Origin of the sequence: Bradyrhizobium sp. SZCCT0153, from assembly GCF_018129995.1 — a bacterium.
Lineage (GTDB): Bacteria > Pseudomonadota > Alphaproteobacteria > Rhizobiales > Xanthobacteraceae > Bradyrhizobium > Bradyrhizobium japonicum_G.
Map to the genome: position 1 here is coordinate 36,951 of NZ_JAFCKS010000012.1, position 25,480 is coordinate 62,430.

27 protein-coding genes and 3 tRNA genes are annotated in these 25,480 nt (G+C 64.9%); 15 read left to right on the plus strand and 15 right to left on the minus strand.

Features of this window, described 5'->3' with window-relative positions:
* The first annotated feature begins 232 nt into the window (after window positions 1–232).
* Entirely contained in the window at window positions 233–475 is a 243-nt protein-coding gene (locus JQ572_RS35470) for a DUF6719 family protein (protein WP_211386869.1), read from the plus strand.
* A 38-nt stretch (window positions 476–513) separates the two neighbouring features.
* Here the strand turns inward: JQ572_RS35470 and JQ572_RS32240 are convergent, their stop codons facing one another.
* From JQ572_RS32240 to JQ572_RS32250, 3 genes are all read right to left on the minus strand, one after another.
* Window positions 514–768, minus strand: coding sequence for a hypothetical protein (locus JQ572_RS32240; protein ID WP_211386870.1), 255 nt, complete (start codon window positions 766–768; stop codon window positions 514–516).
* Between the two features lie 305 nt (window positions 769–1,073).
* Complete coding sequence (locus JQ572_RS32245) at window positions 1,074–1,472, minus strand: hypothetical protein (protein ID WP_211386935.1); 399 nt, start codon at window positions 1,470–1,472, stop codon at window positions 1,074–1,076.
* Between the two features lie 270 nt (window positions 1,473–1,742).
* On the minus strand, window positions 1,743–1,961 hold the full coding sequence (locus JQ572_RS32250; protein WP_211386871.1) for a hypothetical protein: 219 nt from the start codon (window positions 1,959–1,961) through the stop codon (window positions 1,743–1,745).
* Between the two features lie 208 nt (window positions 1,962–2,169).
* Between JQ572_RS32250 and JQ572_RS32255 the strand changes: the two genes are divergently transcribed.
* The 4 genes from JQ572_RS32255 to JQ572_RS32270 all read left to right on the plus strand — a co-directional run bounded on the left by JQ572_RS32255 (window position 2,170) and on the right by JQ572_RS32270 (window position 7,279).
* On the plus strand, window positions 2,170–3,867 hold the full coding sequence (locus JQ572_RS32255; protein ID WP_211386872.1) for a methyl-accepting chemotaxis protein: 1,698 nt from the start codon (window positions 2,170–2,172) through the stop codon (window positions 3,865–3,867).
* A gap of 262 nt (window positions 3,868–4,129) precedes the next feature.
* Complete coding sequence (locus JQ572_RS32260; RefSeq protein ID WP_211386873.1) at window positions 4,130–4,843, plus strand: class I SAM-dependent methyltransferase; 714 nt, start codon at window positions 4,130–4,132, stop codon at window positions 4,841–4,843.
* 102 nt (window positions 4,844–4,945) lie between these two features.
* Complete coding sequence (locus JQ572_RS32265) at window positions 4,946–6,784, plus strand: outer membrane protein assembly factor BamB family protein (protein WP_211386874.1); 1,839 nt, start codon at window positions 4,946–4,948, stop codon at window positions 6,782–6,784.
* Between the two features lie 81 nt (window positions 6,785–6,865).
* A complete protein-coding gene (locus JQ572_RS32270) occupies window positions 6,866–7,279 on the plus strand; it encodes a GFA family protein (protein ID WP_211386875.1) in 414 nt (137 codons plus the stop codon).
* A gap of 17 nt (window positions 7,280–7,296) precedes the next feature.
* On the opposite strand, the gene JQ572_RS32275 is transcribed toward JQ572_RS32270, so the two are convergent.
* Window positions 7,297–7,371, minus strand: a tRNA-Thr gene (locus JQ572_RS32275).
* 168 nt (window positions 7,372–7,539) lie between these two features.
* Complete coding sequence (locus JQ572_RS32280; RefSeq protein WP_211386876.1) at window positions 7,540–8,016, minus strand: hypothetical protein; 477 nt, start codon at window positions 8,014–8,016, stop codon at window positions 7,540–7,542.
* Between the two features lie 282 nt (window positions 8,017–8,298).
* Here JQ572_RS32280 and JQ572_RS32285 point away from each other — a divergent pair, with 282 nt between their 5' ends.
* Window positions 8,299–8,784 carry a hypothetical protein gene (locus JQ572_RS32285; RefSeq protein WP_211386877.1) on the plus strand — a complete coding sequence of 162 codons (486 nt, stop codon included), beginning with the start codon at window positions 8,299–8,301 and terminating at the stop codon, window positions 8,782–8,784.
* A gap of 43 nt (window positions 8,785–8,827) precedes the next feature.
* Window positions 8,828–9,355 (plus strand): hypothetical protein, encoded by a 528-nt coding sequence (locus tag JQ572_RS32290; RefSeq protein WP_211386878.1) that lies wholly within the window; start codon window positions 8,828–8,830, stop codon window positions 9,353–9,355.
* A gap of 122 nt (window positions 9,356–9,477) precedes the next feature.
* Here JQ572_RS32290 and rlmB read toward each other — a convergent pair whose 3' ends face one another.
* On the minus strand, window positions 9,478–10,308 hold the full coding sequence (gene rlmB, locus JQ572_RS32295) for a 23S rRNA (guanosine(2251)-2'-O)-methyltransferase RlmB (RefSeq protein WP_211386879.1): 831 nt from the start codon (window positions 10,306–10,308) through the stop codon (window positions 9,478–9,480).
* 206 nt (window positions 10,309–10,514) lie between these two features.
* Here rlmB and JQ572_RS32300 point away from each other — a divergent pair.
* Window positions 10,515–10,600 (plus strand) — tRNA-Tyr (locus JQ572_RS32300).
* A gap of 117 nt (window positions 10,601–10,717) precedes the next feature.
* Here the strand turns inward: JQ572_RS32300 and ppk2 are convergent.
* From ppk2 to JQ572_RS32315, 3 genes are all read right to left on the minus strand, one after another.
* Window positions 10,718–11,845, minus strand: coding sequence for a polyphosphate kinase 2 (gene ppk2 / locus JQ572_RS32305; protein ID WP_211386880.1), 1,128 nt, complete (start codon window positions 11,843–11,845; stop codon window positions 10,718–10,720).
* 94 nt (window positions 11,846–11,939) lie between these two features.
* Window positions 11,940–12,971 carry an LLM class flavin-dependent oxidoreductase gene (locus JQ572_RS32310; protein WP_211386881.1) on the minus strand — a complete coding sequence of 344 codons (1,032 nt, stop codon included), beginning with the start codon at window positions 12,969–12,971 and terminating at the stop codon, window positions 11,940–11,942.
* Window positions 12,972–13,111: 140 nt separating this feature from the next.
* Window positions 13,112–14,035, minus strand: a complete 924-nt coding sequence (locus JQ572_RS32315; protein WP_211386882.1) for a LysR family transcriptional regulator — start codon at window positions 14,033–14,035, stop codon at window positions 13,112–13,114.
* Window positions 14,036–14,147: 112 nt separating this feature from the next.
* On the opposite strand from JQ572_RS32315, the gene JQ572_RS32320 reads away from it, so the two are divergent.
* The 3 genes from JQ572_RS32320 to JQ572_RS32330 are packed head-to-tail and all read left to right on the plus strand — an operon-like array spanning window position 14,148 to window position 17,271.
* Window positions 14,148–15,506: an MFS transporter gene (locus JQ572_RS32320; protein WP_211386883.1), complete on the plus strand. Its 1,359-nt coding sequence runs from the start codon at window positions 14,148–14,150 to the stop codon at window positions 15,504–15,506.
* Complete coding sequence (locus tag JQ572_RS32325) at window positions 15,503–16,006, plus strand: GAF domain-containing protein (RefSeq protein WP_211386884.1); 504 nt, start codon at window positions 15,503–15,505, stop codon at window positions 16,004–16,006. The genes JQ572_RS32320 and JQ572_RS32325 overlap by 4 nt, the downstream gene beginning before the upstream one ends.
* Before the next feature lie 17 nt (window positions 16,007–16,023).
* Entirely contained in the window at window positions 16,024–17,271 is a 1,248-nt protein-coding gene (locus JQ572_RS32330; protein WP_211386885.1) for a metal-dependent hydrolase family protein, read from the plus strand.
* Window positions 17,272–17,279: 8 nt separating this feature from the next.
* Here JQ572_RS32330 and JQ572_RS32335 read toward each other — a convergent pair whose 3' ends face one another.
* Window positions 17,280–19,337 carry an ATP-dependent helicase gene (locus JQ572_RS32335; protein WP_211386886.1) on the minus strand — a complete coding sequence of 686 codons (2,058 nt, stop codon included), beginning with the start codon at window positions 19,335–19,337 and terminating at the stop codon, window positions 17,280–17,282.
* Between the two features lie 129 nt (window positions 19,338–19,466).
* Here JQ572_RS32335 and JQ572_RS32340 point away from each other — a divergent pair, with 129 nt between their 5' ends.
* Window positions 19,467–20,057 (plus strand): TMEM175 family protein, encoded by a 591-nt coding sequence (locus JQ572_RS32340; protein ID WP_211386887.1) that lies wholly within the window; start codon window positions 19,467–19,469, stop codon window positions 20,055–20,057.
* 9 nt (window positions 20,058–20,066) lie between these two features.
* On the opposite strand, the gene JQ572_RS32345 is transcribed toward JQ572_RS32340, so the two are convergent.
* A complete protein-coding gene (locus tag JQ572_RS32345) occupies window positions 20,067–20,453 on the minus strand; it encodes a YciI family protein (protein WP_211386888.1) in 387 nt (128 codons plus the stop codon).
* A gap of 165 nt (window positions 20,454–20,618) precedes the next feature.
* On the opposite strand from JQ572_RS32345, the gene JQ572_RS32350 reads away from it, so the two are divergent.
* The 3 genes from JQ572_RS32350 to JQ572_RS32360 all read left to right on the plus strand — a co-directional run bounded on the left by JQ572_RS32350 (window position 20,619) and on the right by JQ572_RS32360 (window position 21,482).
* The gene (locus tag JQ572_RS32350) at window positions 20,619–20,828 is read left to right on the plus strand and encodes a hypothetical protein (protein WP_249129608.1); all 210 of its coding nucleotides are present in this window, start codon (window positions 20,619–20,621) and stop codon (window positions 20,826–20,828) included.
* A 28-nt stretch (window positions 20,829–20,856) separates the two neighbouring features.
* Entirely contained in the window at window positions 20,857–21,060 is a 204-nt protein-coding gene (locus JQ572_RS32355; RefSeq protein ID WP_211386889.1) for a hypothetical protein, read from the plus strand.
* Window positions 21,061–21,408: 348 nt separating this feature from the next.
* A tRNA-Gly gene (locus tag JQ572_RS32360) sits at window positions 21,409–21,482 on the plus strand.
* A 26-nt stretch (window positions 21,483–21,508) separates the two neighbouring features.
* On the opposite strand, the gene JQ572_RS32365 is transcribed toward JQ572_RS32360, so the two are convergent.
* From JQ572_RS32365 to JQ572_RS32380, 4 genes are all read right to left on the minus strand, one after another.
* Window positions 21,509–22,156 carry a DsbA family protein gene (locus JQ572_RS32365; protein WP_211386890.1) on the minus strand — a complete coding sequence of 216 codons (648 nt, stop codon included), beginning with the start codon at window positions 22,154–22,156 and terminating at the stop codon, window positions 21,509–21,511.
* A gap of 2 nt (window positions 22,157–22,158) precedes the next feature.
* Window positions 22,159–22,875, minus strand: a complete 717-nt coding sequence (locus JQ572_RS32370) for a glutathione S-transferase family protein (protein ID WP_166468948.1) — start codon at window positions 22,873–22,875, stop codon at window positions 22,159–22,161.
* Window positions 22,876–22,905: 30 nt separating this feature from the next.
* Window positions 22,906–24,609 (minus strand): AMP-binding protein, encoded by a 1,704-nt coding sequence (locus JQ572_RS32375; RefSeq protein ID WP_211386891.1) that lies wholly within the window; start codon window positions 24,607–24,609, stop codon window positions 22,906–22,908.
* 63 nt (window positions 24,610–24,672) lie between these two features.
* Window positions 24,673–25,470, minus strand: a complete 798-nt coding sequence (locus JQ572_RS32380; RefSeq protein WP_166468950.1) for an enoyl-CoA hydratase/isomerase family protein — start codon at window positions 25,468–25,470, stop codon at window positions 24,673–24,675.
* Between the last annotated feature and the right edge of the window lie 10 nt (window positions 25,471–25,480).

The following is a 25,480-nucleotide window of genomic DNA, read 5'->3' on the forward strand; positions in this document are numbered from 1 at the left end:
CCACGATCTGCCAAAGGCCGGCTCACACCGGCCTTTGGCTTGCCGCCCGGTTTGCCAGCCGTCTGTTTGTATTGCGTGAACCATCTGGCGCGTCATTTGCAAGCAAACGTTCCGGCGCGCGCTTTCTCACGCGCGTCATGGAGCTTGGGTAAAGCAAAAATAATTTTTGCCGCTTACGGAACTCGCGCTCCGGAACGCGTTATATGAGAACCGGGCTGGTGGGACGACGGACATGCGTATCTTGGTGTCGGCAGTGGTGGTCTTGTGCTTTGTCTCTCTGCCGTGTTCTGCCCAAACAATCCTCAAAATCGAGCCTCTGATGCTGGCACCCTATGAGGTGGCCTTCGTCAAGGACGCCTCTTGTCCCTCCGGGAAGGTGCTGAAGGTCACCGGCGCGATCCGTGGGCTGCACCGGCGGAAGGCCTGCGTGGCCCTGGCGGGCGAGCAGGCCTCGCTGGCGACCGCGACGCCCTGAGCCCCCGTCGGCTTTGACTTCCGGCTTCGGGCCGGATCCTACGAATTCAGCTCAAGCTCCACCCGGGACTGGCGATCGGCCTCGGCCTTGTTCTTGGCGGGGTCCTCGCCCTGCGCGGCGCGGCAGGGCTTGATCTCATAATCATTGTCGAGCACCCGGCGTGGCCCGGCGCGGTCGTCGTCGGCGATGACGTCCACGACCAGACCGCTCCGTTGCGCGATCTTCCAGACGTCGGACTCGCTTGGATAGGCCTTGCTGATCTGGGCGTCGTTGCAGAACAGGGCGTAGGGCATTCTTCCCGCTCCCGGAAAGCCCCTTAACGACTTCAAAGGGCTTGGGGTTCCGGCCGGCGGACCGATCACGCGGCCGTGATCAGGAGTGCGTGGGTTATGAGTCCTTAACGACTCCTGAATCCCGAAAAAAAGAATCCCCGGGACTCATTTGGCGGAATCAGCGGATGTTTTCGGCCATGACGAGCGACCTGAAAACCTCCTGCGGGCACATGCTCCTGCCGTTGACGCTGGCGCTGTTAGGTGCCTGCGCGGCCAATCTCTGGCTGGTGTGGTCCTGGCTGTAGGCCCTGGCGGGCGGTCCGGCTCTACTTTTCGGCCGGCGGGCCGGGCGAGACATCTAGGATGGCGGCGCGCAGCTTGGTCAGGGTGGCCGCGCAATATTCCTCGCGCTCGCGCTCGAACCGTTCCTGATGCTTGCGGAAATTGGCGATGCGGGCCTGCATCTCGGTTCGGAAGTCGTAGCCCGCGCGCGGCGGTGGGAGAAGCGAGGGCTGCGGCGGCGGAGCGGGCCGCTCGGACTCGTCGACGGACTTCGTATCGACGGACTTGGTATCGACGGACCTGGCGGAGACGATCTCCACCGGCGCGGCGGGTGCAGCCGTCGGGATCCCCAGCTGATGGAGGTCATCCTTTTTGCCGGTTACCGATTGGACGAAAGCCATCGTCTGCGCGATCAGCTCGTCGCGTTCCCTGATCCACTTCATTGGTGCACCTTTGCTGTGGCTATTCCAGCAAAGCCGGCCGGCCAAATCAAGAAGATGTCCGGTGGGGATTGCATATTCTTCCCGCCCGCCCGACAGTGGGGGATGGATGCCAAAGCGGACCATTCGGACGAAGCGATGGGCCTGAGGCTCGTCCGCGCGTTCCTGTTGCTGTCGCCCGACAAACGGGCGGAGGTGATCGCGTTCGCGGAGGAATTGGCGCGCGCCCAACGCCGTCCCGATGAGGCCGCGGAAGTCTCGCCGAGGTGAGCGCTACCGCTCTCGCGGATTGAGGTTGGGCTCGAACGGCGCCCCGACCACCCGAACCGGCGTCGGAGCGGTCACGTCGATCGCCGCCCTCTCAGCCATCTGCCTTGCCGGAGCGGGCCCGGGTGCCGGTTCGAGCAGCGCAACTGCGCCGGCCAAGGCGCCGCAGCACAGCGTCACCGTCGCCAGCAGAAACATGTTTCGGTTTTCTTCCCTGATCCGCATGGGCCGACAACTGCCGACGCCGGCGACCGGTTCCGGCCGCCGATGCCTGATTGCGCCCTGAAAACAGGCTGAAGCTGACGCAAAGCTTACGCCAAAACTCCAATTGGTTAGTTTTCCGTAAGACTACCCGCGGCATTTGGCATCAAATCTTAACGTCCGCTGGTTCCAATGCCCGTTGCTGGGATTATGCGTCGGCGGAACGGCTGTGATGAGCTTTTTGAACAATCTGAAGATCGTGTGGAAGGTCGCGCTGATCGTGGCCGTGATGGGATGCGCGCTCGTCGCCGTCGCCGCATTCGGTACGCGCCAACTCTCCGCGACCGTCGACGGCTTCGCCGAACTCTCCGCCTTGCAATCCTCGGCGCTCAACCTGACGCGGGCCCAGCGCCGTGCCGAGACCTATCATGCCGCGCTCTATGCGGTCTTCACCGAGGCGACGGAGGCGGGCAACGCCAACCGCCTCAAGACCGCGGCCCAGAATCGTGACGAGATCAGTCAATTCCTGGCCGCAGCGGAGCAGGACGATCCGGCACGCGCAAGCGACATCAAGGGCATCGGCGACCAGCTCAAGGGTGTGTTCAGCGGTTGCGACCCGGTGCTCCAGGCCGGCTCGCAAGCGAGCAACCCGGAAGAGAACGCAAAGGCCGCCGCCCGGGCGCACAAGGAGTGCGATCCGTTGATCGACGCGGCCTTGGCGCGCATCGTCAAGTTTACGGGCGAGACCGCCAAAGCGGTCGCCAAGCGCAAGGAAGCTATCGAGCGCGACGCCAAATCCGCGACCTCGACCGTGATGGGCGTCAGCGCCGGTGGCCTGATCGTCGGCATCGCGATTGCACTGTTCATCGGCCTCAAGGCGATGTCGCAGCCGATCGCCCGGCTCAAGCTTGCCATGGAGGGGCTCGCCAGCAACGATCTCAAGTTCGATGTGCCCGAGAAGGGCCGCAGCGACGAGATCGGCGACATGGCCAGGACGGTCGAAATCTTCAAGACCAACGGACTCGAGGTCGAGCGCCTCAAGGCCGCGCAGGTCGAAGTTGAGAAACAGGCCGCCGAGCAGCGCAAGCGCGACATGGTCGACCTTGCCGACGGCTTTGAGCGCGCGGTCGGCGAGATCATCGAGACGGTGGGCTCGGCGTCCACCGAGCTCGAGGCATCGTCCTCGACACTGGCCACCACGGCGCAGCGCGCGCAGGAACTGACGTCGGTCGTCGCGCTCGCCTCGGGTGAAGCCACCGGCAACGTGCAGTCGGTTGCGACCGCCACGGAAGAGCTGTCCTCCTCCGTCAACGAGATCAGCCGGCAGGTGCAGGAATCCGCGCGGATGGCGGGCGAAGCCGTCACCCAGGCCCGCACGACGACGGAGCGCGTCAGCGAGCTCTCGGTCGCGGCGACGCGCATCGGCGACGTCGTCGAGCTGATCAACACCATTGCCGGCCAGACCAACCTTCTGGCGCTCAATGCCACGATCGAGGCGGCACGTGCCGGCGAGGCCGGCCGCGGTTTTGCGGTCGTCGCCTCCGAGGTGAAGACGCTGGCCGAGCAGACCGCGAAGGCGACCGGCGAGATCAGCCAGCAGATTTCCGGCATCCAGACCGCGACCCAGGAATCCGTCAACGCGATCCGCGACATCTCCGCGACCATCGAGCGGCTTTCGGAGGTGTCCTCGACCATCGCCGCGGCCGTCGAGGAGCAGGGCGCTGCGACCCAGGAGATCTCGCGCAACGTGCAGCAGGCCGCGCACGGCACCCAGCAGGTCTCCACCAACATCACCGACGTGCAGCGCGGCGCGGCCGAGACCGGCTCGGCCTCCTCGCAGGTGCTTTCCACCGCCAAGATGCTGGCGACCGACAGCAACCGGCTGAAGGACGAAGTCGGAAAATTCCTCCGCACGGTGCGCGCCGCGTAGTCTGCGCGGCGGCGGCCATCCGTTGCGCCGGCAATAGCTACCGCGCCAGCAGAAATGCAAGCGCGATGACGAGCAGCACGGCCGTCATGATGATGGCCGTCGCCGCGCCAGCGGCGATCCTGGCCTTTTCTTTTGTTGTGGTGGGGCGCATGTGGTCCGGACGAGACGGGTGATTTGAGCGAGTTCGCTTCGGACGATTTCGGACAGCTCGCTTTGCCTGTATAGTGCGGCTGCGCCGGAATTTCGACTAGCGTCCTGTCCAATGACCGCCAATCGTCCACCCGTGCTTGCCCATGAGCGGTTCGTCGCCGACCGCGACAATTTCGCGGGCCTCGATCTCGCCGCGCGGTTCGAGCGGATCGAGCGGACAAACCTGTGGGGCGCGGCCACTTCGGTGTCGGGCCTCGGCTCGGAGGACTGCGCGACCGCCGCGATCGGCGAGGCGCTTCCCGCACTGCTGCAACGGCTCGGCGCGCGCTCGCTGCTCGATGCGCCCTGCGGCGATGCGGGCTGGATCGGCCGCCTGAAGCTCGATCTCGACTACACCGGCATCGACATCGTGCCGTCGCTGATCGAGGCCAATCGCGAGCGCACGGCGCGGGGCGAACTGGCCGGCCGCTTCCGCGTCGCCGACATCACGCGTGATGAGCTGCCGACTGCCGATTTGATCCTGTGCCGTGACTGCCTGGTTCATCTGAGCTTCGACAACATTGCCCGCGCCATCACGAATTTTCGTGCGAGCGGCGCGCGCTTCCTGCTGGTCACGACGTTTCCCGAATGGACCGGCAATCGCGATTGCGAGGACGGCGACTGGCGTGCCTTGAACATGGAGACGGCGCCGTTCAACTGGCCGGTGCCGCGCGAACTGATCAATGAGGGGTGCGAGGAGGGCGGCGGCGGTTGGCGCGACAAGAGCCTCGGGCTTTGGCGGCTCGATGAATTGCCCGATCGCGTCCGCATTGCCACGGGGATGTGACGGACGCAGGCGGAGCCTCCGTTGCTTCGGCGATCGCCGCTGCGCTACACTTTGGATTGCATCAAGCCGTCTCGCGTTGCCGTGACGATTCCGGAGCACACCATGAGACCGAGTGTTGTGGTCGTGGCCATGCTGATCTGGTGCTGCGCGCCGGCACTGGCGCAGCAGGACGGCGGCGCGCTCTACGCAAGCCATTGCGCCCAATGTCACGATGGCGGTGATGCCCAAAGCCGTGTGCCGACCCGCAGTGCCATGCAGGCGATGTCGTTCGATCACGTGCTGGGGACACTGACCTCCGGCGGCATGGCGGCGATGGTGAAGGAGCGCAGCGACGAGGAACGCCGCGCGATTGCTGCCTTCGTGACCGGCAAGGCCGCGACCGGCGGCGTCGCAGCCGACGCGGCAGGACGCTGCACGCAGCAGGTCAGCTTCTTTCCGCAACCGCTCGATGGTCCACGCTGGAACGGATGGGGCGTCGATGCTGCCAACAGCCGCTTCCAGCCGTCCGACATGGCCGGGTTGACCGCGGAAGAGGTGCCGCGTCTGCGGCTGAAATGGGCTTACGCCTTTCCCGGCGCCTCGGTGTCCTTTGCGCCGCCGACCATCGTCGGCGGCCTGCTGTTCATCGGCGGCACTGACCGCAAGGTGCACGCGCTTGACGCGCGAAGCGGCTGCACGCTGTGGACGTTGGCGACCGATGCCGCGGTGCGCGCCGCGATCAGCTTCGCGCCGGTTCCCGGCACCGATCAGTTCGCGATCTTCTTCGGCGATTTGCGCGCCAATGCCTATGCCGTGAACGCGCTGACCGGCGCGCTGATCTGGAAGACGAAGGTCGAGGAGCATCCGGCCGCGCGCATCACCGGCGCGCCGACGCTGCACTCCGGCGTGCTCTACGTGCCGGTGTCCTCGCTCGAGGAGGCCGCCGGCTCGCAAGCCAGTTACGAATGCTGCACCTTCCGCGGCAGCGTGGTGGCGCTGGAGGCCGTGACCGGCAAGCTGGTGTGGCAGGCCTACACGATCCCCGAGGTGCCGCATCCGACCGGCAAGAATACCAGAGGCACGCAGCTGTTCGGCCCGTCCGGCGCCGCGGTATGGTCGGCACCGACGATCGATCCGAAGCGCAACGCCGTCTACGTCGCGACCAGCAATTCCTACTCGAATCCGCCGGCCGCAACCGCCGATGCGATCCTCGCGTTCGAGCTTGCGACCGGAAAGCTGCTCTGGAAGCAGCAGGCGACCCCGAAGGACGCCTTCATCGTGGCGTGCTATGCCGCGGACAAGACCAATTGTCCTGAGGATCACGGGCCCGATCACGATTTCGGCCAGTCGCCGATCCTCGTGACCTTGCGCGACGACAGGCGAGTTCTTGCCATCGCGCAGAAGTCCGGTGTCGTGCATGCGCTCGACCCTGACGATGGCGGCAAGATCCTGTGGCAGACGCGGATCGGGAAGGGCGGTGCGCTCGGCGGCAGCGAATGGGGCTCGGCCGCCGACCAGGACCGCATCTATGTCGCGAACTCCGACGTGCGTTTCCTGCGCGACGGCACGCGGCAACTGGATTCTACACAAGGTGGCGGCCTGTTCGGCGTCGATCTCGCCAGCGGGAAAATTGCGATGGAAGTGTCTCCCGTCGCCTGCGGCGATCGTCTCCAATGCAGCCCCGCGCTGTCGGCGGCGGTAAGCCTGATCCCCGGTGTCGTGTTCTCCGGCGGCGTCAGCGGCTTCCTGCGCGCCTACGCCACTGCCGACGGCAAGCTGCTGTGGGAGTTCGATACCGCGCGAGACTATACGGCTGTGAACGGCGTCCCCGCTCACGGCGGCGCGATCGACGGCCCCGGGCCGATCATCGCTGGCGGCATGCTCTACACCAATTCCGGCTACGGCCAGTGGAGCGGTGTTGCCGGCAATGTGCTGCTGGCGTTCGAGGTGGGGAAGGAGTGAGGGCGAACACCGTCCCGGATTTGCGCTCCGCTCCATCCGGGCTGAAGCACCCGTCGGCCAACGAACGAGGAAGGAGTTTCGATGATCGACGCCCGATGCAATTGCGGCGCTCTTGCGCTGTCGCTTCCGGGGCCATCAAGCCTCGTCGTTGCCTGCCATTGCATTGACTGCCAGCGACGAACAGGTGCGCCGTTCGGTGTCGGCGCCTTCTATCCGATGGAGGCCGTCACGATCTCGGGAACGCCGAAGGAATACGTCCGTACAGCCGCAAGCGGCGGCAAGGTTCGCAACTATTTTTGTCCCGACTGTGGTTCAACAGTCTATTGGAAGGCCGATAATCTGCCAGCGATGATCGGCGTTGCGGTCGGCGCGATCGCGGCTCCGAACTATCCGGCTCCCATGCGATCGGTTTTCGAACAGTCGAAACATGTCTGGGTGGAGATCACCGGCGCTCTGCATCTCCAGCAAAGCAGCGCGCCAAAGACATCGGAATGAGCGTTGCGGGTCAAAGCTGGTGCCGGCTGAGGGGATTGAACCCCCGACCTTCGGTTTACAAAACCGCTGCTCTACCGCTGAGCTAAGCCGGCGAGGCTTGGAGGAGCGGGCAGGGACCGGCGTCCGCCGGGGGCTGTCCGCCCGTGCGCGCCGCAATACCAGACTTGATTGGAAAGTGCCAGAACCCGCGGTCCTTCTCATAGACAAGAATCAGGCGGCCCCGAGGGCCGCCTGATCTGTTGCGCTCGGTTCAAATCGCCTTACTGGCAGATGTGGCGGCGGCCGTCTGCGCCCTTGAACCAGGTGCCGGGCGTGCAGACGAAGCCGTTGCGCTGGGCGTAGGTGCGATTGTCCCACCCCCGATTGTCCCAGCCGCGATTATCCCACGAATTGTCATAGGCGTAGCTGTTGTCCCAGCCGCGGAATGGAGCGGTTGCGATCGCGCCCGCCGTTCCGATTGCGGCGCCCGCCACGCCGGCTGCGACGTCGGTCGGCCAGAAGCCGGTGCGGCTCCTGTTCCAGTCGTTATCCCAGTCACCATTGGTCTGGCGATAGGACACCCGGCGATGGCGATAGCCGCTATCGGCATACGGATTTCCCGGCCCGGCGTTCTGGCAATTGGCGTTGGGAAATTGCGCCGCGCAGCGGCCGGGATTGGTGGTCACCGTCTGCGCCATGGCAGCGCCTGCCAGCATGGTCGCCGCAATCGCCGTGGCTCCGAGAAGTTTGATGTTCATGTTGTCTGGCTCCCGTTTTGTTGACGGGGGCTAAATACCGGGGGCCGCGGACGTTCCGGTGAAACCCGCTGATTTCCACTGCTGGATGGTCAAACGGATGTGAGCACGCGGCATTGTTCCGGCGAGAGAGTCCGGCGGTGTTAATGCTTCGCTAGTTCGCTTTGCAGCATTTGAGCGGCGTGCGATCCTTGCGCATTAGGCTTACCGGCATTTGGTGAGCAGGCCTTAACCCTCTCTACGTCGCGGTCGGGTAGGTTGTCGCCGGATAACCGGGATCCTCTCATGCGCGCTCTGGCGCTTGCTGCCTTTGTGATCGGACTGCCAGCGACGGCGTTTGCCGGCGGCGGCTTCGATATCGTCGTTCCCGGCCGCCCGGGTGTGCCCATCATCATCAACAACATCGACGCGTCCTATGCCGTGATCGAGGGGACCTGGGGCCTGGGGAAGAACGTTCAGGTGCAGCCGACGATCTATGGCGGGCGCTATATCGAGGAGCGGCAACCCACGGACGTCGGCCATTATTATCCGACCATGGGCCTCCGGCCCGGCTATGGCCGGCTCGAGGTCGAGCCGCCCGCGAAGCGCAAATTGCCCAAGCCCGCCGAGAGCTATCACCAGAGCTGGGGCGCGTCATCCGCGCCGCTGCCGCCACAGATGGATGTGCCGGTCGATCCGCCGCCGGTGATCCTCGCGCCCGAGATCAACGACCATCCGCGGCGTCCTCGGCCGCGGCCGCGTGCAGAGATGCCCGGCAAGCCGCCGGGTTAAGAAACGACAAAATCCAACAAACGGAAATCAACAGGAGAGAGTAATGCGTCAGATGATTTCGGGACTGGTCGCGGCGGCTGCCGTGATGTTCGTCGCCACCGCGCCCGCCGCGGCCTGCGGCTTCAATCCGTGCCAGCCGATTGCCCCGGTTTATTCCGGCTGCAACACCGGTTGCGGCGGCTATGGGGCCGGCTACGGCTATGGCGCCTATGAGCGTCTCGCCGAGCCGACCACGCAGTATTATTACGTCAACCAGGGCCCGACCTACACCGGCCCGGGCGCCTTCGCGCCGTATCCGACCTATCGTGAAGACGCGGTCGTCGCGCCGGCCAATTACGGCTACGGCCACGGCTATGGCTATGGAAACGGCTATGGCTATCGCGCCGCCGCGGTCGCAGCGCCGGGGGCCTATCCCTATCGTCGGCCGTACTATCGTCCGTATCGCTATGGCTACGGCCCGCGCGCCGGCTATCTGCCGCGCACGCACTACGGCTACGGTCCGCGCTATGGCTACGCTCCTCGCCATGCGCCGTATTACGGCGGCCACCGCGTGCTGCGCCGCTACTACTGATCGCTTGATCGCTTGAATGACGAAACGCCCGTCCGCGCGATGCGGACGGGCGTTTTGTTTGAGATTCTTGCTTTGACGTGTTTTCCTTGCGCGAACCGGTATCCACTTCGCTCGAAAAAGCCCTACCGCTTCATCAACCCGAGGCGGCTCGCGCCGACATAGAGCGAGAGCACGGCGGCATTAGAGACGTTGAGGCTCTTGATCTCGCCGGGCATGTCGAGCCGTGCCACGACGCTGCAGGTCTCGCGGGTCAATTGCCGCAAGCCCTTGCCTTCCGCGCCGAGCACCAGCGCGAGTGGCTCGCGCAGGACGACCTCGGAGAGGTCCGCGCTGCCTTCGCTATCGAGGCCAACGGTCTGGAAGCCGCGTTCGTTCAGCTCGGTGAGCGCGCGGGCGAGATTCTGCACCGTCACCATGGGCACCAGCTCCAGCGCGCCTGAGGCGGCCTTGGCCAGCACGCCGGTCGCCTCCGGGCTGTGGCGCGCGGTGGTGACGATCGCCTTCACCGCGAACGCTGCGGCGGAGCGCAGGATCGCGCCGACATTGTGCGGGTCGGTGATCTGGTCGAGCACCAGCACCATGCCGTCCTGCTCCAAGTCCTCGATGTCGGGCGAGGGCAGAGCATCTGCCTCGGCAAGCAGGCCCTGGTGCACGGCGTCGGGCGAGAGCAGCCGGTCGATCTCCTGAGGCCGGACGATTTCGGGCGTGATGCGGGTTTCGATGTTTTCGTCCGCAAGGCGCCTTGCGGCGTTCTCGGTCAGGGTCAGCTTGCGGATCTGTCGCGCGGGATTGGCGAGCGCCATGGTGACCGTGTGCCAGCCATAGAGGATGACAGGCCCGTCGGTGTCCGAATCGCGATTGCGCCAAGCCGGCCGGCCGGCCGATTTACCCGGTCTGTTGAAGGGCTTAGCCCCTCCACGGGGCCCCCTGGGGATGAATTTTCGATCCTTCATGGGCTTGCTTGTGTCATGGGTCCCCGAATATGGCAATTTGGGTGGCTTCGAAGGCGATTTTAACCGTTCGCCTCGGTTGACTTTACCCCACGGCTTCGCCGATAACCGCGCCCGGTCGCGCCCCCATCCGGGCTGTCGCGGCCTTCACGTTCCATGGCCGTCTTCGGTCCGCCGGCAAGGTCCGGCCGATTGTGCTGCCGTCGAGCGGGGGAGTGTCCCGAGTGGCAAAGGGAGCTGACTGTAAATCAGCCGCCTCATGGCTTCGCAGGTTCGAGTCCTGCCTCCCCCACCAGCCTTCGCTCGCTTCGCGAGCTACGGCTGGGTAAGCGAGCAGAATGTCAGCGCAAGACATGTACCGAGCGGTTTGAACGCAGCTAACAGGCGCAGTCGGCCTGATCGCGTTCTCGTCCTATCTTGTGTGCTCTTCGCGTTCGTGGATCACGTTCGCGCGCCCGACCAGGAGATCATCGACCATACCGATGCGTTTGGTGTCTTTGCCGGCGTACGGCATGGCGTGCAACACGTAGCGCATCGCGTTCAGCCGTGCGCGTTTCTTGTCGTCGGATTTGATCACGATCCAGGGGCAGTCCGCGGTGTCGGTGTGGAAGAACATTCCTTCCTTTGCCCGCGTGTAGTCGTCCCATTTGTCGAGCGAGGCGAGGTCGATCGGTGACAGCTTCCACTGTTTCAGCGGATGACCTTCACGCTCCTTGAAGCGCCGCCGCTGTTCCTCGCGGCTGACCGAGAACCAGAACTTGATGAGATGCAGGCCGCTGCGTGCGAGGTTGCGTTCGAATTCCGGAACCTGGCGCAGGAATTCATCGTACTCTGCGGGCGAGCAGAAGTTCATGACGCGCTCGACGCCGGCACGATTGTACCAGCTCCGGTCGAACAGCACGATCTCGCCTGCCGTCGGCAGATGCTGCACGTAGCGCTGGAAATACCATTGGCCGCGCTCGACGTCGCTCGGCTTCTCCAAGGCCACGACACGGGCTCCACGGGGATTGAGATGCTCCATGAAGCGCTTGATGGCGCCGCCCTTGCCGGCGGCGTCGCGGCCCTCGAACAGCAGGACCAGTCGCTGTCGGGTCTCCTTCATCCAGTTCTGCAGCTTCAGTAGCTCGGTCTGGAGAACGAACTTCTGCTCCTCATAGTCGCGGCGAAACATACGGGATTTGTAGGGGTAGCCGCCCAACCGCCAGTCCTCGGCGAGTTCGTCGCTGGTCTGCCGCTTCGCACGTTTGCTTTCCTTGCCGACCAGAAGTGCCTGAAGACGCCTGGCGTCATCCGGCGCGGCGCCTGTGAGCATGGCCTGGACGGGGTCGCTGTCGGGCGGTAACGCGGGGAAACCATTGAGGACGTTGTCCAGCGCCGCCAGTTCTGTCTCGAGCGCGCCCGCGGACGATTGCTCCACCAGCGATCTTTCGACGGGACTGAGCTTGAGTGCTTGCGCGCGCGCCGCCGTCTTGCGCCTGACGGGCTTTGCTTGCGCTTTCCTGGGGCGACCTTGCCTGGGCTTCCTTGGAAGAGATGGCATTGCCTGAACTCTCGCGTGATCTGTGCGGGAGCTTCCTTCTAGCCGGGAAACGCGGCTAAACGGCTTGACGTGAATCAAAACACGCCAGGCCCGGTCACCCCATCATCTCCCGCACCATCGGCACCACCTTCCGCCCATAAAGCTCGATGCTCTTCATCAGCTTCTCGTGAGGTAGCGGGCCCGCCGAATACTTCAACTGGAAGCGCGAGACGCCAAGCGCCTTTGCCGTCTTCGCGATCTTGCGCGCGACCGCTTCCGGCGAGCCGACATAGAGCGAGCCGTGCTCGGCCTCGCTGATGAACTCGTCGCGGCCCATCGGCGGCCAGCCGCGTTCCTTGCCGATGCGGTCGCGCATCGCCTTGTAGTCGGGCCATAGCTCTTCGCGCGCCTGTTCGTCGGTGTCGGCGACGTAGCCGGGCGAATGCACGCCGATCGGCTGTGCGGGCCGGCCGAACTCCTTGAACGCGCGGTGGTAGAGATCGACGTAGGGGGCGAAGCGCGCGGGATCGCCGCCGATGATCGCGAGCATCAAGGGCAGATCGTAATGCGCGGCGCGCACCACCGATTGCGGACTGCCGCCGACGCCGATCCAGGTCTTCAGCGTGCCGTTCTCGACTGGGGGATAGACCAGCTGATCTCGCAGCGGTGGACGCAGCTTGCCCTCCCAGGTCACCGGCTGCTGCGACAACAGGGCTGCGAAAAGATCGAGCTTCTCCTCGAACAGCGCCTCGTAAGAACGCAGGTCGAAGCCGAAGAGCGGAAAGGATTCGGTGAACGAGCCGCGGCCGAGGATCACCTCGGCGCGCCCGTTCGAGAGCGCGTCGAGCGTGGCAAAGCGCTGGAACACGCGGATCGGATCGTCCGAGCTCAGCACCGTCACGGCCGAGCCGAGACGGATGCGCCCGGTGCGCGACGCGATAGCGGCCAGCACGGTCTCCGGCGAGGAGATCGCGAAGTCGGCGCGGTGGTGCTCGCCGAGGCCGATGAAGTCGAGGCCGATCTCGTCGGCCAGCACCGCCTCGTCGACCACGTTGCGGATCACCTGCGCGTGGGCAAGCATGGCGCCGGAGGCGTCCCTGGTGACGTCGCCAAAAGTATCCAGTCCGAATTGAAGCGGTGCGGTCATTGATAAGTTCTCTGTCGGGCGCAAGCGGCGTCCGTCCTGTGGGAGGAAACTGTTTGCTGTGCAGCTAGGGCGCGACGGCCGTTTCGACAATGCTGCTCCGGGAAAGGCATGGTTTCCGGTTTTTCACCGCACCGGCGGGCTCAATCGGATCTGGCGAACATCTCGACCAGCGTTTCGCGCAGCCAGCGCTGCGCCGGCACGGTGTCGTTGCGCTGGTGCCAGAACAGGCTGACGATGCGCGGCGGCGCCTTGAGCGGAAGCGACATGGCATGCAGCAACGGCGCATGCCTTGATTGCGAGCGCAGGTCGCTCGGCAGCACGGCGATGAGGTCGGACTGGCGCACGACCTCGTAGGCGGCGCTGTAGTGATTGACGGTCGCGACCAGGTTGCGCGACAGCCCGCGCGAGGCGAGGAAGAGGTCGTAGGACGGCAAGGTCTTGCCCGCGAGGCTGACATCGACGTGTCCCGCGTTGAGGAAAGCGCGCGTGCTGAGCCGCTTCATGCCCGCGAACGGATGGCCACGCCGCATGAAGCAGGCATAGTCCACGGTCCACAGCGAGCGCGAGCGAATGGCCGCCGGCTGCTGCGCCTCGTTGACATAGACGCTCATGACGCAGTCAACCCTGTTGTCCTCGAGCTGGTCGGCGATCTCCAGGATGGTGTTGGGGACGGTATGGACCCGCGCCTTCGGCGCGACCTTGCCGAGATGGCTGAGGAGATCCGGCATCACGAGCGAGGAGACGTAGTCCGACATCGACAGGCTGAACTCGGTCTGCGCGCGGCCGGGATCGAACACCTGCTCGTCGAGTGCGCCACGCACGCTTTCCAGTGCCTCGCCGATCGGCCCCCACAGCACCACGGCACGCTGGGTGGGACGGATTCCGGTACCGGATCTCACGAACAGGGGATCGCCGAGCGCGTCGCGCAGCCGCGCCAGCGCATTGCTGACCGCGGGCTGCGTCATCGTCAGCGCGCTAGCCGCGCGCGTGACGCTGCCCTCGGTCATCAGCGCCTCGAAGACTTTCAGGAGGTTGAGGTCGAGCGCGCGGAACGACACGAACATTCACCATGGTGATATATTAGATCATGATTATAAATTATGACGATAATGTCACCTTGTCTATGGTTCCCAAGGAACACGCGGTGCGCCGGGCCGCCAGACTGAGGGGACTTTCATGTCGATGATATCGGCGCGCATCGAGCGCCTTCCGTTCGCACGCTTCCACAAGCATCTGCTGCTGATGGGCGGGCTCGGCTACATGTTCGACGCGATGGACGCGGCGGTGCTGGCCTTCATCCTGCCGGTGCTGCGCACGGCGTGGAATCTGTCGAGCGTGCAGATCGGCGTGCTCGGCAGCAGCACCTATATCGGCTTCCTGTTCGGCGCGTTGCTGGCGGGGACGCTGGGCGACCTGATCGGCCGCCGCGCGGTGATGATGTCTGCACTTGCGCTCTATTGCGCGGCGTCCATCGCGAGCGCCATGGTCGATGCATGGCCGTCTTTCTTCGCCGCCCGCGTCGTCGCAGGCATGGGCACCGGCGCGGAGAGCGCGATCATCGCGCCGTATCTTGCCGAGTTCGTGGCGCGGCGCTACCGCGGCAGTTTCACCGGTGCCCTGGCGGGCTTCTTCTCCTTCGGTTTCGTCGCGGCGGCCTTGCTCGGCTATTTCATCGTTCCCGCTTATGAGAACGGCTGGCGCATCGTGCTGGTCATCACCGCGGTGCCGGTCATCATGCTGTTGTGGTGGCGCAGGGCGCTGCCGGAATCGCCGCGCTGGCTGGAAAGCCGGGGCAGGGAGAAGGAAGCCGAAGCCTTGCTGGACGGGATCGAGGCGGGCTTTGCACGCCAGGGCTATGTCCTGCCGCAGCCGGTGGTCGAAGCCGTCGCGCCGCAGGGTGCGACCGGAACGTTGCTCGCCAATTTCGCCGCGCTCCTCGCAGGCCGGCAGGCGCGCATCACCATCATGACCTGGATCATGTGGCTGACGATCACCTTCAGCTATTATTCCTTCTTCGTCTGGATACCCGGCCTGCTGGTCCAGAACGGAATGAGCATCACCAAGAGCTTCGCCTATTCGATCGCGATCTATTGCGCTCAGATTCCCGGCTATTTCAGCGCCGCGTATTTCAACGAGCGCATCGGCCGGCAAGCGACGATCGCGTCCTACATGGTGCTCGGCGGCGCCAGCGCGCTCGGGCTCGCCTTTGCGCAGAGCGACCAGCACATCATGCTGGCGGGAATCTTCCTGTCCCTGTTCATGAACGGCACCTATGCGGGCGTCTATGCCTATACCGCGGAGGTGTTTCCGACGCCGGTCAGGACCACCGGTGCCGGGCTCGCCTCCGCGATCGGCCGGATCGGGGCGATCGTCTCGCCGATCCTGGTCGGCTATCTCTATCCCAATTTCGGCTTCGCCGGCGTGTTCGGCGTCACCACCACCGTGCTGCTGCTCGGGGCGGTGACCGTCGTGCTCATGGGCGTTCGCACGCGCGGCCGTTCGCTGGAGGAGATTGCGGCGGGTGAGGTTGCATGACGCAGGTGAAACGCCAGGCCGATCCGTTGCTCTGTGCCGTCGCGGCGGCGCAGGGCAGGGCGGATCAACCAGGTGCGCTGTTCGCGGCGCTGGACCAGGCCGTGAAGTCGGCGATCGGGCACAAGCTGTTCACGATCCTGACCTATGACGGCGACAGCGGTGAAGCGGCGCGGGTCTATTCCAATCTCCCGGGCCCGTATCCGACCGGCGGACGCAAGCGCCTCGTGCCGGGCCCGTGGACCGAGGCCGTGCTCGAGCGCGGCGAGGCCTATATCGGCCGCACCCAGGACGATCTGCGCATGGTGTTCTCCGACCACGAGCTGATCGCCACGCTCGGCTGCGAGAGCGTGCTCAACATGCCCGTGCGCTGGCGCGGGCGTACGCTCGGCTCGCTCAACCTGCTCCACGAGGCGGGCTGGTACGGCGAGGACGACGTCGCCGCGTGTCTCCCATTCGCCCAGCTCGCGCTGCCCGCGTTGCTGACGACCGACAGGTCCTGACCAGACAGGAAACGACCATGCCCAGTACCCTCTTCAAGAATGCCGCTCTGCTCGATCCGCTTCAGCCGGACCTGCTGGAGGGATATCACGTGCTGGTCGAGGACAATTCGATCAAGGAGATCTCGGACCGGCCGCTCCATGTCACCGCCGATCGTACCATCGATCTGAAGGGCAAGACGCTGATGCCCGGCCTGATCGACCTGCATGTGCATGCGGTGGCGGTCGAGCTCAACCTGGCGCAGCAGGTCCACATGCCGAACGTGCTGGTGACGCTGCGCTCGACGCTGTTGCTGCGCGGCATGCTGCGGCGTGGTTTCACCACCGTGCGCGATGCCGGCGGCGCCGGCCATGCGCTGAAGCAGGCGATCGAAACCGGGCTGACCGACGGCCCGCGGCTGTTCGTCTCCGGCCGTGCGCTCAGTCAGACCGGCGGCCACGGTGACATGCGGGCGCGGTCGGATTATCTGGCGAGCGATGCACCATGTCCGTGCTGCGTGCGCGTCGGCGCCCTGGCGCGCCTCGCCGACGGTGTCGATGGCGTGCGCAGGGCGGCGCGGGAAGAGCTCCAGATGGGGGCCGACCAGATCAAGATCATGGCCTCCGGCGGCGTCGCTTCGCCGACCGACCCGGTCGGCGCCTTCGGCTACTCCGAGGACGAAATTCGCGCCATCGTCGAAGAGGCACGCGGACGCCAGACCTATGTGCTGGCCCATGCCTACACCGCTGCCGCCATCGAACGCGCGGTTCGCTGCGGCGTGCGCACCATCGAGCACGGCAATCTGGTCGATGAACCGACTGCGCGCCTGATGGCAGAGAAGGGCGCCTATGTGGTGCCGACGCTCGTCACCTACGAGGCGCTGGCCAACGAGGGCGCCCAATATGGCCTGCCGCCGGAGAGCGTGGCCAAGATCGCCGATGTCCGCGACGCCGGCCTGCGTTCGCTCGCGATCTACCGCGATGCCGGTGTCAAAATGGGATTTGGCAGCGACCTGCTTGGACCTTCCCAGCGCCTCCAGAGCGATGAATTCCGCATTCGCGCCGAGATTCTCGGGCCGCGCGCCGTCATCGCCAGCGCGACATTGATCGGTGCCGAGGTGCTCGGCATGGAGGGCAAGCTTGGCCGCATCGCGCCGGAAGCCATTGCGGACCTGCTCGTGGTCGACGGCAATCCGCTGCGCGATGTGGCCTGCCTGCTCGGTCAGGGCGAGCGCATTCCGCTGGTGATGAAGGCAGGCAAGGTCCAGTTCGACAGGCTGAACGCCTAGCCCCGGCGCTACCGCCACATCCCCCGCATCCGCGCGCCGATGTCGATCTTCGGTCCTTGCGCCGCGGTGCGGCCCGCGCCCGCTGCGGCCTTCGGCCAGGCAGTGCGCTCGAACAGATGGACCAGGGATTCCGGGATGAAGCGGGTGCGCGAAGCGTAGACGTGGCGGTCGCCCTTGGCGGCCTGGCCGTGAGTGAAGAAGCGCTGCGGCACGACGAGGTGCAGGTCGTCCTTGGCGCGCGTCATCGCGACATAGAGCAGGCGGCGCTCCTCCTCGAGCTCCGCGCTGGTGCCGGCGCCGAGATCGGAGGGCATGCAGCCGTCGACGACGTTGAGCACGAACACCGACTTCCACTCCTGGCCTTTGGCGGAGTGGATGGTCGAGAGGATCAGATAGTCTTCGTCGCGCAAGGGAGGCCCGGACTTGTCGCTGGTTGCATCGGGCGGGTCGAGCGTGAGCTCGGTCAAAAATTTCTCGCGCGAGGCATAGCCGCTGGCGATCTGCTCGAGCTGCATCAGGTCGGCGCGGCGCGTCTCGGAATCCTCGTGGATGCGGTCGAGATGGGGCCCGTACCAGAGCCGCACGCGTTCGAGATCGACCGGCCATTCCGAATAGCGCAGATTTTCGACCGTGCGCACGAAGTCGGTCCAGTCCGCGCCCGTGCGCGGCGGCACCGGGAGCTGGCCGAGCGCAGCGAGCGGATCGGTGCTCTCGGCCATCTGGTCGAGCACGCGCTGCGCGGTCGCAGGCCCGATGCCCGGCAACAGATGCAGGATGCGGAAACCGGCGACGCGGTCGCGGGGATTCTCGGCGAAGCGCAACAGCGCCAGCACGTCCTTGACGTGGGCGGCGTCGAGGAATTTCAGGCCGCCGAATTTCACGAACGGGATGTTGCGGCGGGTCAGCTCGATCTCCAGCGGGCCCGAATGCGAGGACGTCCGGAACAGCACCGCCTGGTGCTTCAGCAGCGCGCCCTGCTCGCGGTTGGCCAGCACCTCCTCGACGATGTAGCGCGCCTGGTCGGCCTCGTCGTGCACGGTGACGAGCTGCGGCTTGTGCGACGAGGTGCGGTCGGTCCAGAGGTTTTTTGTGAAGCGCTCGCGCGCCAGCCCAATGACGCCGTTGGCCGCCGCCAGCACGGGTTGCGTCGAGCGGTAGTTGCGGTCGAGCGTGATCATTTCCGCGCGGGGCGAGAAGCTTTGCGGAAAATCCAGGATGTTGCGCACGGTGGCGGCGCGGAACGAGTAGATCGATTGCGCGTCGTCGCCGACCACGGTAAGGCCGCGCCCGTCAGGCTTCAGCGCCAGCAGGATCGAGGACTGCAGGCGGTTGGTGTCCTGATATTCGTCGACCAGCACGTGATCGAAGCGGCCGCCGATCTCATCGGCAATCAGCGCATCGCTCATCATCTGCGACCAGTAGAGCAGCAGGTCGTCGTAATCGAGCACGTGCTGGGCCTGCTTGGCCTCGACGTAGGCCGCGAACAGGCCCTTCAGCTCGGCGGCCCAGCCGGCGCACCAGGGATAGTGCACCCCCAGCACCTTCTCGATCTCCATCTCGGCATTGACGCAGCGCGAGTAGATCGACAGGCAGGTGCCCTTGGCGGGGAAGCGGCTCTCTGTCTTCGACAGGCCGCGTTCGTGCCGGACCAGATTCATCAGGTCGGCGGAATCCTCGCGGTCGTGGATGGTGAAGGCGGGATCGACGCCGATCCGCTCGGCATATTCGCGCAGCAGCCGCGCGCCGATGCCGTGGAAGGTGCCGGCCCAGCTCAAGGCGTCGCGCATGATCGCGGCATTGTTCTCCCCGAGCACCTTCCGGGCGATGCGCTCGACCCGGCCGGCCATCTCGGCGGCGGCGCGGCGCGAGAACGTCATCAGCAGGATGCGGCGCGGGTCGGCACCCGCGACGATCAGATGCGCGACGCGGTGGGCCAGCGTGTTGGTCTTGCCGGAGCCGGCGCCGGCGATGACGAGCAGGGGCGCGCCCACGGTCGCACCATCGGCCACGCCATGCTCCACGGCGCGGCGCTGCTCCGCATTGAGCGTCTCCAGATATGTCGCCACGAATCGCCCCGGGTGAAAGGGTGAGAGTCGGCTATCGCGGTGCGAATCGCAATGCGGCTGGACGGAACCGGTGTTAAGACCTAGGGACAAGACGGCCCGAAGTTCCAGCCCGAAAAGCGCACACCCGGCATGACCGACCCCCGGCCCGAGCAGTTCGAGATGCGGCGGCTGGAGTCGCTCAGCAACACCATCTTTGGCGTTGCCATGACGCTGCTCGCCTACGACCTGCCGAAGGCGGCTGTGTTCACCGGCGCGCCCGACTGGAACGATCTTGCCCGGGTCTATTCGGGCAAGCTCGCGGGCTTTGCGCTCAGCTTCATCATCGCCGGCGTGTTCTGGATCAGCCATCACCGGCGGCTGGCGCGCCAGCCGGTGGGCAGCCGCGGTGCGGTGATGCTCAATCTGTTTTTCCTGCTGTCGATCGTGCTGCTGCCTGTGACCAACGGCCTCTACACCAACTACGCCATGAGCAGCTCGGTCGCCGTGCTCTACGGCCTGAACCTGACCGCGATCGCCGGCCTCAACGCCTGGCTGTGGTGGGTGATCCTGGGGAGCTGGCGCCAGGAACTCATGGCATCGCTGTTTCCGCTGCTGGTGTTCATCCCGGGCACGATCGCGGCGGCGTTTGCCCCGCACATCGCACCCTTCGTGTGGTTCATCGCCTTCGGCGGGCTCCTGATCCAGCGCTTCTACGCGGCGCCGACCGGAGCGGACTCGTAGGCCAGACGGTCATTCCTTCGATGTCGTCGCACCGAACCCGTCGGCCGGCACGTAAAGCTTGACCGGTCGGATTTCGTAGACCGCAGTCGGATTGACCTGGCGCAGCGTCCGCGCCGCGGCGAGCGCCTCTTCATCCGTATCGTATTCGACGAGGTGGAAGCCCAGAAGCTGCTCCTTGGTCTCGGCAAACGGGCCGTCCAGCACCATGCCTGCGCCGGGGCCGCGCAAGGTGCGGGCCTTTCGGGTCTCATCCAGGCGGGCGGCCGGCCCCAAATGTCCGCTTGCCCGCAAGGGAGCCTGAACCTCGATGACCTTGGCCACGACCGCGGCGTCCGTCTCGGGCGTCCAGGACAGGATCTCGTCTTCCACGTGATAGGCCAGGATGGCGTAAAGCATCGTCACCTCGTTGATTTTTGCTGCGCGCGTCCAAAGGACGTATCACCACCGTCGCGGCCGACAATGGGCTGCGGAAAATATTGCGTCCCGGGCCCGGCGACGAAACCTTCCGGAAACCCGATTGCGGCCCAAAGGTGTGAACGGCGCCCGAAACTGGCGCGACTGATGGCCACCAAGAACACTTCGGAGGCGGCCATGTCGACCATCAAGATCATCTGCGACGCGCGTCGGGCGGGAAAGTCCGACGCAGCGGATCTGCACGACCAGTCCGGCCACCATCGCTACTACGGCAGCTCGGCCGAGAACGGCGGCGAGCGGATCGTCGAAAGCCGCCGCGGCAAGCAGCCGCGTGCACCGGGTGTCAGTGGCTTCTAGAACCTTCCGGCCGAAGTGACGCGCGACAATGAGTGTCCTGCAAGTTTCGATGGCCGCGCTGCCATTCCTGCTCTCGCTCGCGAGCCGGACCGGCAAGGCAATCGTCCCATGCCTGCTGACCAGCATCTTCACGGTGCTGCTCGGCGGCGAACCTCACCGCGCCGCCTTGGCCTGGTGCGTCGGTACGCTGATCGCCGCCGTTGCACTGCGCGAGCGACTTCGCGCGAACTGAACCGGCCGCCATCGGGCCGACCTCCCCATCAAGGCAATTTCCAAAGAAAAAGGCGCGGCGGGGAGGCCCCGTCGCGCCCGATTTCTTGCTCGCTGGTCCAGGGCTGAGAGCGCCCCGATGCCAACCTCCATCTGGAGCTTAGCGGGCGATCCCAGCGAGGTGACAGCGCTTGGTAAGAGACACTGGATCACCTCCTTTCGTTGGTTTCGGGACGCCCAATATAGGGCGAAATCCAGCCGTCGTTAAGGGGCAGGGCCGAGGGCCTGGAACAAGTCCGCCCACGAGGTGGGAAAGAAGGGTCCGGGGCGGTTGAGACCGCCGCCCGACCGTGTTAGGTGAACGCGAGATGCGGGTGTAGCTCAATGGTAGAGCAGCAGCCTTCCAAGCTGAATACGAGGGTTCGATTCCCTTCACCCGCTCCAGTGTTTCAATGGCTTAGCACGAACCCTCAGATTTCATTCTGACAGCCATTCTGACAACGCGGCTGACTGCCGGTCCCCGACAGTCGCTCGCGCAGCAGCCAGACCCGATCGCTGCCCCAGAAAAGCTCGCCGGTTTCCTGCAGCACGAATGTCGGGACACCGAAGACACCCCGCTCTTCGGCTTCCGTAGCGATCGTCCGGCATCGGCGGACCCCTTCGCCGGATAAAATCAACTCGTCGAAGGCGCGGCCTTCCGCGCCTGCTTCGATGAGGAGGCTCCTGATCGCTCCCGCGTCTTCGATGTCGAGGTCTCTGCGCCAAAAGCGCTCGCAGAGTGTATCGTGATAGCAACGGAATACAGATTCGTCGGTCTGTGACGCGAGCAGCATTCCCGTATGCGCGAGCGTAGGGTCGAAGATTTTAGTTGTACCGCGGATGATCCAATTGCGGCGCGCAGCAAGCCGCCGCGCGTCCATGTAGGCATAGCGAACCTTGCGCCAGTCTCGGTCGGTCCTCTCTTCGACTTCGCCGCCGTAAGCTCCCTGAAGGTCAATCGTGAAGGGTTGCCAGAGCAGTGTCACATCGAAATCTCGTGCGAGCGCGTAGGCTTCTTCCTTGACGAGATAGGAGAACGGGCTGCGGTAATCGACGTAGAGGGTGACTTTTGTGGACATGGCTAGTTGGTTCCGGGCGATCTGGCGGCGCCCGACGCGTACTGCGGACCGCCGAAGAGATTCGTCCGCGCTTGCTCGCTCTTCGTCACGTCGACCCACTGATCCAGCAACAGTTTGATACCCCGCTCCACTGCCGGCCGGGCGCGGATGGCCGCATACCAGCGCGAGACCCGCGGCAGGTCGTCGAGGCTCTGGTTGGCCATCTTGTGGATGCGGACCCAGGCGAAGCAGGCAATGTCGGCGATCGAATACTCTCCGGCCAGATAGTCGCGCCCGTCGAGCCTTCGCTCCATCACGGTCAGCAGTCGTCGGCCCTCGTTGGTGTACCGTTCGATCGCGTACGGCACCTTCTCGGTGGCGTAGCGATGGAAATGTTGTGCCTGGCCGAGCATCGGGCCGAGCCCTCCCATCTGCCACATGAGCCATTGCATCACCTCGCATCGCGCGCGCGCGTCCGAAGGCATGAAGCGGCCCGTCTTCTCCGCGAGATATATGAGGATCGCACCCGTCTCGAACACCGTGATCGGGGCGCCGTCCGGACCGTCGCCGTCAACGATCGTCGGCACCTTGTTGTTGGGATTAAGCGCCAGATAATCCGGATCGAACTGCGCGCCGCGAGTAATGTCGATCGGATGCACCGTGTAGGGCAGGCCGATTTCCTCGAGCATGATCTGGACCTTGTGACCGTTCGGGGTCGGCCATGTGTAAAGGTTGATCATTGAAGGGCCCTTCTATTTGAGGCGATGCGATCACGCCGTGCGGATTTCCTGCAGCGCGAGTTCTCGCACCATCGCTTCCCGCATGATGAATTTCTGAACCTTGCCGCTCACTGTCATGGGGTAGGCGTCCACGAAGCGGATGAAGCGCGGAATCTTGTAGTGGGCGATCGCCTCGCGACAGAAGGATCGGATGCTTTCTTCGTCGCACGTCTGCCCGTCCTTGAGACGGATCCAGACGCAGACCTCCTCGCCGTACTTTGGGTCCGGAACGCCGAATACCTGGACATCCTGCACCTTCGGGTGCTGATACAGGAATTCCTCGATCTCGCGCGGATAGATGTTCTCGCCGGCGCGGATCACCAGATCCTTGATGCGACCGGTGATGTTGCAATAGCCGTCGGCGTCGATGGTGGCGAGATCGCCCGTGTGCATCCAGCCGGCTGCGTCGATCGCCTGCGCGGTCTTGTCCGGGTCGTCCCAATAGCCTCGCATGACCGAATAGCCGCGCGTGCAGAGTTCGCCCGGCATGCCGCGCGGGACGATGTCGCCGGCTTCGTCGATCACCTTCACTTCCACGTACGGCTGGATGCGGCCGACCGTTGACACGCGCCGTTCCAGGGGATCGCCCCGATCGCTCTGAAAGCTGATCGGGCTCGTCTCCGTCATGCCGTACGCTATGGTGATTTCGCCCATGCCCATCTCGCCGATCACGCGACGCATGACCTCGACCGGGCAGGGAGCGCCGGCCATGGCGCCGGTGCGGAGCGACGACAGATCGAAACTGGAGAAGGTGGGGTGTTCCAGAATCGAGATGAACATCGTCGGGACGCCGTGCAGCGCCGTGCACCGCTCGGCTTGGACGGCCTCGAGCACGCCCAGCGGATCGAAGGCTTCGCCCGGGACGATCATGGCCGCGCCATGCGTGATGCAGGTCAGGTTGGACAGGACCATTCCGAAGCAGTGATAAAAGGGAACGGGAATGCAGAGCCTGTCATCGGGACCGAAGCCGAGGGCTTGCCCACAGAAGTAACCGTTGTTGAGGATGTTGTGATGGGTCAGCGTCGCGCCTTTGGGAGCGCCGGTCGTGCCACTGGTGAACTGGATGTTGATCGGATCGTCGAAACGTAGCTTCACGCGCGGAGGAGAGGCAGTCGAGCCGCGGCGGCAGACGCCCTCGAATGAAAGCAGGCCTGGAGTCGTCGTCTCGCCGATCTGAATGATCGTGCGCAGGTCCGGCAGTTTCTGAAGGTTCAATCGTCCCGGAATGCCCGTCGCGATCTCCGGTGCGATCTGACGGAGCATGCCGATGTAGTCGCTCGTCTTGAACGCGGTCGCTGTGACTAGCGCCGCGCATCCGACCTTTCGCAGCGCGTACTCCAACTCCTGCGGACGATAGGCGGGGTTGATGGTGACGAGGATCAATCCGAGCTTTGCGGTGGCGAACTGCGTGACCACCCATTCGGCGTTGTTGGGCGACCAGATGCCAACGCGTTCGCCCGCGACGAGACCGAGCGAAGCCAGGCCGCTCGCGAAGCGATCGACGACCGCGGCAAGCTCGCGGTACGTCCATCGGACGCCTTGAGACCGCACCACCAAAGCGAGGCGATCGGGGTGGGCGCGGACCGTGGCATCGAAGCAGTCGCCGATCGTCATGCCCAGGAGGGGCGTCATCGACCCTCCGCTGACGTAGCTCGGTGTGATCGACGAACCGTCGGTTGCCTGGCCGCCGTGCATCAGTCCCTCCTGTTTTTCGTTCTTTTCGATGGCCTCTACTTCACGTCCTCCTTCGGATGGCGCCTAGGCGGGCAAGGGCCAGGTCACGTCCTTGCCCTTCAATTCCTTGTAGCGTCGCGTGTGGGCGCGGATGCTTCCGAGATCCGACATGCCACGCGACAGCAGGTCCTTGTCGAGGCGGGCCGCGGCATCGATGGCGGCCATCGTGGTCGCCTGAAGCGCACGCTTCGAGAAGGCGTACGCCGCATGGCAATCTGGCGGCACCAGCGCCGCCCAGGCGACGGCTGTCTCCAGCAGCTTTTCCGGCGCGACCGTCTGCTGGACGACGCCGAGACGCTTGGCGGCGGCGAGATCGTAGATTTGACCGAACAGCGTCATCTCGAACGCCGATCGCGGACCGATGGCATGCTTGATGATCTCGCAGTAGACGGCCGGCATCGGAATTCCAATTGGCACCTCGTTCAACGCGAACTGCAGCGGGCCTTCGCTGGCGATCCGGTGATCGCAATCGATCGCGGTGATGAACCCGCCGGCGTAGGCGTGGCCGTTGATCGCCGCCACGGTGGGCCTCGGATACGTGAAGAGGCGCAGGTTCGTCGCGCGGTATGCGTCAAACCAGGCATCGATCTCCTTGATCGACCGGCGTGCGAACATCGGAAAATGATGATCGAAGTCGAGGCCCGCCGTGAACACCGCGCCCGATCCGGTCAGCACGACGGCGCAATCGGCGAACTCGGATTCCAGACGATCGAACGCCGCGTGGAGCTCGGCGAAGAAGGCCGGATTCTGCGCGTTGACCTTGTTGGTGTTCATCGTCACCACGGCTACGTGGGGGTGCTTGCGTTCAATGGTCCAGGGCATCGGTCATCCT